The organism is uncultured Anaerococcus sp. (assembly GCF_937934665.1).
Classification (GTDB): Bacteria; Bacillota; Clostridia; order Tissierellales; family Peptoniphilaceae; genus Anaerococcus.
In genome coordinates this window covers 1-5,404 of the sequence record NZ_CALGYW010000051.1, presented here as the reverse complement: position 1 = coordinate 5,404, position 5,404 = coordinate 1, and the positions used below count along the sequence as shown (strand labels likewise).

Genomic DNA, 5,404 nt, shown 5'->3' with positions numbered 1-5,404 from the left:
TAAATTTGACATTGTATTAATATAGTAGTACACTTGTATTAAGATAATAGTACAGTGATACAAAGAAAGAAGGCAGATATGGATTTTGATACCAACCGACCTATCTATATCCAGCTTGTAGAAGATTTTAAGATCAAAATCTCCACAGGAGACTGGCAGGCAGGTAGTAAGATTGATTCAGTAAGAAACCTCGCCACAGCCTACAAGGTAAACCCAAACACCATCCAAAGAGCTCTCACAGAGCTAGAAAGGGAAGGCCTTTGCGAGAGCCAAAGGACAATCGGCAGGTTTGTAACTGAAGATACTAAAAAAATTAAAAACCTATCAAACAGAGCTTTTACAAGCTTTGCAGATGATTTTATCACAGGGATGGAATCTTTAAACATCGATAAGGACCAGGCCCTAAAAGATTTAAAAGATTATTGGGAGGAAATATGATAGAGATAAAAAACTTAAAGCTCAAATATGGAGCTAGAGAAGTCTTAAAAGACTTAAATTTAAAGCTAGATGCGGGCAAGATAATAGGTCTTGTTGGAGAAAATGGGACAGGCAAGTCGACCCTCATGAGAGTCCTTGCAGGACTTGAAAAAAATTATAACGGAGAAGTCTTAATTGATGGAAATAGGCCAGGCGGAAAGACCAACGCCCTTATCTCCTACCAGCCCGACCACCTTCCCTTTGATGGCTTTATGACAGTAATTGACATCGGAAATATCTACGAAAGATTTTACGATGACTTTGATGCCGAAAATTATTACAAGATGATTGATTCTTTCTCTATAAAAAGAAATCTTAAGATCAAGGAATGCTCCAAAGGAATGAAAGATAAGGTTCAAATTGCAGCGACTCTTGCAAGGAAAGCCCAAGTCTATCTCCTAGATGAGCCAATGACGGGTATAGATCCAAAGGCGAGATACGAGATGCTAAATACCTTCATAGAAAATTTCAATCCTGAATCAACTCTTATCATTTCAACCCACCTTATATCCGAGATTGAAAAAATCCTCGACGAAGTAATCATAATTTCAGACGGCAAGGTCCTTGCCCACAAGGCAGTTGATGAGATAAGAGAAGAAAACGGCCTAAGCCTTGAAGAATATTTTAGGGAGGTCCTCTAATGGGAAAATTATTTAGACAAATTTTTAAAGAAGACATAAAAAAAGTAATGACATGGATGCTATCACCTCTTATAATAGCAATCCTAGGAGTTTTCGTCTATGAGTTGACAGATTTCCGCCCAATATCCCTTATAATTGTCTTAAGCGGATCAGTTATGACCTTTGCCCCACTCATTTCCCTAGCCAGCCTTAATGATAGCGACAACAATAGGTTTTACGGCAAAAAAGCAGCCTTCTATACATCACTACCATTTTCATCAAGTGAAGTAACAGGAGCTAGACTTATAAACTACATTATAATGGGACTTGTAATTGGAGTTTTTACTATCTTTAACTTTTTGAATATAGGCATAACTAGCGATAGTGGACTAGATCCCATAGAAATATTGAAATACCTAAGTCAAAGCATTAACTTAAATATTTTTATCAGTATGGTAAAATTCATAATTATTATCGCCTTGTTTTATACAATTTTTGCCCTAATTATGATGGCAGCAAATACACTTGGTGGGTCACGTCCCTTTAACAAAATGGGCAGGTCAGCAAAGTTAGTTCTTTTCGTAGCCTTGATTTTATTCCAAGGATATGTATATGTGAAATTGATTAGTGGGCTTGGAAATACAAGCTTAATCAAATTTAAGGAATATTCAACTAATGCAGCCACATTCAGTATAAATATGTTAGATTTAAACTGGTCATCCTTTGGGATAATAGTCCTTATTTTAGGAGCCTTTGCCCTAGCCTATTTCGCCCTAGTAAATTATTTCCACAAGGAGAAAATCTCAGTAGACTAAGGAGGAAATCATGTTTAAAAAATTAATAATCGGCCTAATTTTCTTGGTGATAGCCGTCTTTATCTTTATTAGACTTGTATTCTTGCCAACACCAGATTTTTTGAGAAATCAAGAGGTTGATGGGGTAAAAATCGAAGTTCAAATCTCAGATGATGATAGGAGTCCAATCATAAGAACCTACACCAAGGAAAAATTTGATACATTTGACCAAGACAAAATCGATAATATCGAAGACGATGTTGACGGTAGAGTAGAAGGTGACCTACCATGTGTCCACCTTATAAAAGATAAAAAAATCTATGTAAGCTTTTACAAAAACGGTGAAAAGGTAAACCCAGAAAAAGCTCAGATAAAAATCACAGCCTACGCCGCAGACTACAGGGATCCGGTGGATAAAAGAGAAATAGAAGGCAATTTCACAAAGGAAGCAGATAAGACCTACACCTATGCCACAAAAAGATACTCCACTCAATACGAAAAAATCTTTACAGAATACCTACAAGTCAAAATCACCTACACAATTGACGGCAAGGACTACATCTCAATCTTCGGCACCTTCCAAAACAACGCCGACGAAGACACTGACTTTTTCAAAAACGAAGATCTAAAAGAACCCCTAGCCCCAGAAGAATGATTAAGACAAAACAAAAAAGCCCCCAGCGGGCTTTTTGTTTTAGAAAAGTTTTATTAAGTTTAAGTGTAAGTCAATTATATTTCTTGAGCAAAAATTTCCTCAATAGAAAAGCACCCCAACCGGAGTACTTTTTAAATTCCTTCTAAATTTTTAACTTCAATATAAAACCCCTGTCCCTGGTAGGTCACATAAACAAAACCATTCTCTTCTTCCTGACTAGGTTGAACTACCGAGCCTTTTTCCAAAGTGTCGAAGGCTGTTTTTTCGTCGGAATCTGTGTATATTTCACAATCTTTTATGATTTTATATGACAAACCAATGCCAATTTTATCTTTTATCTTCATCCCAGTCGCAGGTCTTGCTTTTATATCTTGTTTGGTGTATTTTTCTTCTTTACCACATCCAGCGAGGATTACTAATAGGCAAAAAACTATAAACTTATTTATGATAAACCACCCCACAATAATCTATGCCAAGCTCTCTTAGGTCTGAAATTGCCTTATCTAGGTCGGATTTCTTTGTTTTTGCGTCAACTAGGATGATTTCCATATCGCAAAGCCTTGCTCCTAGGTATGGGTCGGCTGTTTTCAGAGATTTTTGGTCGATTAGGATATAATTATAAGCATTTTCCCTATTTACTATTTCTGCAAAAAACTCATTAGTATCGATGATTTTATCACTTGCTTTTTCTGCTAGGGCTAGGTAATCTATGTCTCCCTTTCTTAAAACCTTGAAATTATTGGCATCGCTTAGATATTTATCTTCCATACCACTAGCATTCTTACTGTCTATAAAGAGAACACCATTAGTTGGAGCAAAGCTTTCTGCAAGCTCTTTTGCAAGGTCAAAGGAATCTATTTTTCCCATGCTTGTTATGCCTACTACCCCATTTTGAAGTCTGTGGTCAATTTTTGATTTTATTTTTGAAAGCTCATCACTAGTACCCAAAACATCTAAGTCAAGAGCTCTCAAATCATCTTCATCTGCTATAGAGTCAGAAAGGAGGGTTTTAATAATAACTATAACAAGTCCTAAAAGCGCTCCTGCAAGTGCACCTGCTAGAGAAAAGATAATAAGTTTTTTCTTTGAGGTCTTTTCTACTAAAACATCTTGGAGGTAGGATAGGTTATCTGCATTTAGGTAGTCCTTGGTCATCAGCCTAAAGTTTTCACAAGTTGACTTAAGGGCATCCTCTGCCCTAGCCTCATTGCTATCATTATAAGTTAGGCTAATAAGACCCGCTTGGGGATTTACCTCAAAGTCAGACCTTGCCATAATGTCCTTATAATCAAGGTCTGATCCTCCTTTTTTGAGGTCTTCTTCAACCTTTTTATAAAGGTCAGGTGACTTAATAATTTCAGAATAAATGTTGGCAAGCTTTTCATTTAGAATTAATTTGTTATAGGATATCTCTTCTCCTTCTTCTGCTGTGGCTATTAGTACAGCTGAGGCCTCGAAAGATCCGCCAGATGTCTTAATACCAAGGCCCAATACAAGGCCTAAAAACAGGATAGCAGGGATAATTAGTAGGGAAATATTTCTCTTAATCCCATCGATTAATTGGTAAGTTGTAACTTTTCTCATAAAAACTCCTATCTATCTCAATGACTCAATAGCCATTGGATTTGTAAAGAAAAAATCATAAGCTGGTGCGTCAATAGCAATATTTAAAGCATAGGGCAGTAAAAATACTACTATGGATAAAATTAACAAAAAGGCCGCTAGGCTATCTTCATCTTTTAATTTTCTTATCATCATTGGCAGGTAAAACATCTCTAAAACAACAAAGTAAGATGAGAACCTAAAGGCAATAGCAGTTGATGACCTAAAAACAAGCATGACACAAAGACCATAAACCATACCTTTGACAGAGGCCTTACTCATCCTATCATCTCCTAGTGATTTCTCATTTAGGTACATGATAGAAACTATAAATAAGAGGAAAAAATAAATTATCCTCGGATCATAAAGCTTCATCCCGTAGGCAAACTTTCCCTCAAAGGTATAGGTTACTATCTTTTGAGCAAGCCTAGCAAGTCCCACTTTGGAAAAAATATTTGCTGCAAGACCAAAAATCACCTTAGAAAATAAGGATATACCAAGGCTTATAAAGACTATGATGCACTTACTTATATTTGAAAGGTCAATTTCTAAATATAATAAAAAAGGCAGCAAGATCATGGCTGACTTGTGGAAGGTTAGGGCTAAAATAAAGACTAAGAGACTTCTAAGTCTCTTTTTTTCACTGGCTAGGTAGATTGACAAAAGTCCTAAGCCTATGGCTGTGGCAGTCCTTGAAGTTTGCATGTCAAATTGCAAAAATACCGGCAGAAAAATTATGGCAGATAAAAAAGGCAGGGTTGATTTTTTGATAACCACATAAGTTACAGGTGCAATTGACAAAAAATTCATAAGGACAATCACCCACTGACGGGATAAGCCCATGAGGTTTATAAAGAAAGATGCCAACCTAAAGGAAGTTTCAACTGGGTAAGAGAAGTTTAAGACCTTGGAAAAGTCTGTCCCTATATCCTTGGCAAACCACAAATAATTGTAATAATCAGCATCCCCAGAACCTCTAATGGCTGCGAAGACAAACATCAAGAAAAACATAGAAAAAGCCGCGAGGTTTTTTTGATATTTAGTTTTAAAATCTATAAGGCTAAAGATTATAAATAATAATAACTCTAGCGTAAAAAAAAGAAAAAATCCCATAACAACTTTCTATTTAGGGGCTAACCCCTAAGACTCCCTGATTTTGTGTGATAAAAAAGAATCTTGTTCTCTTATACTCTCAATCATTAATATATCATAAAATGTTGTTTTATCCATGATAAATTAATTTTTTTATCCGAGAT

General features: G+C 36.0%; 7 protein-coding genes. 4 read left to right on the top strand and 3 right to left on the bottom strand.

Features of this window, described 5'->3' with window-relative positions:
* The first annotated feature begins 78 nt into the window (after nucleotides 1-78).
* Genes Q0410_RS02410 through Q0410_RS02395 form a run of 4 tightly spaced genes read left to right on the top strand, consistent with a single transcriptional unit; the run spans nucleotide 79 to nucleotide 2,546 of the window.
* A complete protein-coding gene (locus tag Q0410_RS02410; RefSeq protein ID WP_299032491.1) occupies nucleotides 79-438 on the top strand; it encodes a GntR family transcriptional regulator in 360 nt (119 codons plus the stop codon).
* On the top strand, nucleotides 435-1,118 hold the full coding sequence (locus tag Q0410_RS02405; RefSeq protein ID WP_299032490.1) for an ABC transporter ATP-binding protein: 684 nt from the start codon (nucleotides 435-437) through the stop codon (nucleotides 1,116-1,118). Before Q0410_RS02410 ends, Q0410_RS02405 begins: the two co-directional genes overlap by 4 nt.
* Nucleotides 1,118-1,912 (top strand): hypothetical protein, encoded by a 795-nt coding sequence (locus Q0410_RS02400; protein ID WP_299032488.1) that lies wholly within the window; start codon nucleotides 1,118-1,120, stop codon nucleotides 1,910-1,912. The genes Q0410_RS02405 and Q0410_RS02400 overlap by 1 nt, the downstream gene beginning before the upstream one ends.
* Before the next feature lie 10 nt (nucleotides 1,913-1,922).
* The gene (locus Q0410_RS02395) at nucleotides 1,923-2,546 is read left to right on the top strand and encodes a hypothetical protein (RefSeq protein WP_299032486.1); all 624 of its coding nucleotides are present in this window, start codon (nucleotides 1,923-1,925) and stop codon (nucleotides 2,544-2,546) included.
* A 131-nt stretch (nucleotides 2,547-2,677) separates the two neighbouring features.
* On the opposite strand, the gene Q0410_RS02390 is transcribed toward Q0410_RS02395, so the two are convergent.
* Genes Q0410_RS02390 through Q0410_RS02380 form a run of 3 tightly spaced genes read right to left on the bottom strand, consistent with a single transcriptional unit; the run spans nucleotide 2,678 to nucleotide 5,261 of the window.
* A complete protein-coding gene (locus Q0410_RS02390) occupies nucleotides 2,678-3,007 on the bottom strand; it encodes a hypothetical protein (RefSeq protein WP_299032485.1) in 330 nt (109 codons plus the stop codon).
* Nucleotides 2,985-4,130 (bottom strand): lipopolysaccharide biosynthesis protein, encoded by a 1,146-nt coding sequence (locus Q0410_RS02385; RefSeq protein WP_299032484.1) that lies wholly within the window; start codon nucleotides 4,128-4,130, stop codon nucleotides 2,985-2,987. The genes Q0410_RS02390 and Q0410_RS02385 overlap by 23 nt, the downstream gene beginning before the upstream one ends.
* A gap of 12 nt (nucleotides 4,131-4,142) precedes the next feature.
* Nucleotides 4,143-5,261 (bottom strand): EpsG family protein, encoded by a 1,119-nt coding sequence (locus Q0410_RS02380; protein ID WP_299032483.1) that lies wholly within the window; start codon nucleotides 5,259-5,261, stop codon nucleotides 4,143-4,145.
* Nucleotides 5,262-5,404 lie beyond the last annotated feature (143 nt).